This window comes from Streptomyces sp. PU-14G (genome assembly GCF_041028275.1).
GTDB lineage: Bacteria > Actinomycetota > Actinomycetes > Streptomycetales > Streptomycetaceae > Streptomyces.
Genome location: NZ_JASKYT010000609.1, coordinates 1 through 2,468, shown reverse-complemented (window position 1 = coordinate 2,468; position 2,468 = coordinate 1). Strand labels below are relative to the sequence as shown.

Here is a 2,468-nt window from a genome sequence, read left to right as displayed (position 1 = left end):
CGACTACACCACGGCCGGGATGACGCCGCGGGACGTGCCCTCGCACCTGCCGCCCGGCCGCGCTCTGCGGCCGGGCGACGACGGGGTGCTGGTCAGCCAGATCGCGCTGCTGGACCCCGACCCCGCCGGGCAGGCCCAGGTCGGCGCGGTCCGCCGTATCGCCGAGCGCGCCGCCGCCACGTACGGCCGGCCCTCGCCCGCCCTCCGGCCGATGCGCGTGGACGCGCTCCCGGCCCGCGCCACGACGGCCGAGGCGCTGGCGCTGGAGCCGGAGTTCGCTCCGCCGGGCGGGCTGTGGGCGCTGGTGGGCGTGGGCGGGGACGAGCTCGCTCCGGTCGGCGTCGACCTCGCGCAGCACGGCCCGGGCTTCGTCATCGCGGGGCCACCCAAGTCGGGGCGCTCCACGTCCGTGTGCGCGGCGGCCCGCTCGCTGCTGCGCGCCGGGGTGCCCCTCGTCCTCGTCACCCCGAAACGCTCCCCGCTGCGCGACCTGGAGGGCGAGGCCGGTGTGGTCGGTGGGGTGTGGGAGACGGCGGAGTCCGCCCCGCTGCAGGAACTCCTGGACCAGGCGCAGGAGCGCGGGCGCTACGCGGTGATCGTCGACGACGCCGAGCTGGTGTACGACACGCCCGCCGACTCCGTCCTGGAGACGGTCGTGCGCGGCGGCGTCGACGGCGGCCACGGACTGGTGGCGGCCGGCACGACGGACTCACTGACCTCGCAGTACCGGGGGTTCGTCAAGGAGGCGCGGCGGGCGCGCAGCGGTCTGCTGTTGTCGCCGCAGAACAACGCGGAGGGCGAGCTGTTCAACATCCGGCTGCCCCGCGCCGCGGCCTCCGGTGTGGCGGGTCGCGGGCTGCTGGTCCTCAGCGGCGGCATGATGCCGGTCCAGGCGGTCACGGACGGATGAGCGGCCCCGGGGCCCGCACGCCGGTGCGGGCCCCCGGGGGCAGGCACACCGAGGCGCCCCCCCGGGGGGGGAGGCACACCGGGGCGGGCGTCCCGGGCGGCCTCCCGCTGGTGCGGGGCCCCGGCTCCGCACGGCTGCGGGCCGCAGCCGAGTCGGCTGCGGCCCGCAGGAGCCGGCACGGTGGCCGGTGGGTCAGTTGGTGGCGTGGTCGATGTTGTCCGCGTTGGTACGCGCGGCCCGGCCGGCGTCCCGCAGCGTCTCCACGAAGCGGTCGAAGGTCGGCTTGAGGCTCTCCCACTCGGAGCGGAACTGCTGGGCCTTGCCGCCGGTCCAGTAGCCCCCGCTGTCGTTGCACGCCGTCTGCAGGCTGGTGATCAGCCCCTGCAACTGGTTCGCGTCGCCGTCGAACTTCCCCGCCAGTTCACGCAGCCGCGCCAGGTCGGCACCGTTCATTCCCATTGGGAACCCTCCCCGTTATCCGGTGATGACACGTCTTGCCGACGGTAACGCACATCACCCCGGCTCGGGCACCGTTCGTGTCACAGCGCGTCAACAGCACCGTCACCGCTCGCCGCGCGAGCCGGGCGGGACGGTGATCTGGTGCTCAACAGCGCCGTGCGACACAGTGGTTGACCCCATGAGGTCTCACAGGAGTGACGCATGAGCCATCAGATCCCCCCGGGCACCGCGACACGGCCGCACACCGCGCGGCTGTACGACTTCTACCTGGGAGGCAAGACCAACTACAGCCCGGACCGGGAAGTGGCGGTCGAGGGACTGAAGCTCTTCCCCAACGCGATGATCGCCGCCCGTCAGAACCGGGCCTTCATGCACCGCGTGGTACGCCACCTGGCGCGGGAGCGCGGCATCCGGCAGTTCCTCGACATCGGCACCGGCATCCCCACCGCCCCCAACCTGCACCAGGTGGCCCAGCAGGAACAGCCCACCGCCCGCGTCGTCTACTCCGACAACGACCCCATCGTGCTCGCCCACGCGCGCGCCCTGATGACCAGTACCCCCGAGGGGGCCACCGAGTACGTGGAGGCGGACGTCCGCAAGCCCGAGGCCATCCTGGAACGCGCCCGGGAGACCCTGGACTTCTCCGAGCCCGTCGCGCTGACCGTGATCGCCCTCTTCCACTTCATCGAGGACACCGACGAGCCGCACGCTCTCGTCCGCCGTCTGCTGGAGGAGTTCCCCTCGGGCAGCGCCCTCGCCCTCTCGCACGCCACCGAGGACTTCGACCCCGAGGGCATGCGCCTGATCGCCGACAGATACCGGCAGGCGAACATGCGTGTGCGGCTGCGCGGCCACCAAGAGGTCACCGGGTTCTTCGACGGCCTGGAACTGGTCGAACCCGGCCTGACCGCCACCTGCGACTGGCGGCTCGACCTGGACACCGACGACGTACCGCAACTCCCCGGCATGGTCAGCCCCGCCGAGGCCGGAGTATGGGCGGGCCTGGGCATCAAACCGTAGCGGCGGGGSTGRSSRTGCCGGGGAGTTGCGGTACGTCGTCGGTGTCCAGGTCGAGCCGCCAGTCGCAGGTGGCGGTCAG

2 protein-coding genes and 1 pseudogene are annotated in these 2,468 nt (G+C 73.2%); 2 read left to right on the top strand and 1 reads right to left on the bottom strand.

Features of this window, described 5'->3' with window-relative positions:
• Positions 1-910 (top strand): annotated as a pseudogene (locus AB8Z75_RS33985) (cell division protein FtsK); the annotation flags it as partial.
• Positions 911-1,102: 192 nt separating this feature from the next.
• Here the strand turns inward: AB8Z75_RS33985 and AB8Z75_RS33980 are convergent.
• Positions 1,103-1,369, bottom strand: a complete 267-nt coding sequence (locus tag AB8Z75_RS33980) for a WXG100 family type VII secretion target (protein WP_369208850.1) — start codon at positions 1,367-1,369, stop codon at positions 1,103-1,105.
• 201 nt (positions 1,370-1,570) lie between these two features.
• Between AB8Z75_RS33980 and AB8Z75_RS33975 the strand changes: the two genes are divergently transcribed.
• A complete protein-coding gene (locus tag AB8Z75_RS33975) occupies positions 1,571-2,389 on the top strand; it encodes an SAM-dependent methyltransferase (protein ID WP_369208848.1) in 819 nt (272 codons plus the stop codon).
• Positions 2,390-2,468: the final 79 nt, after the last annotated feature.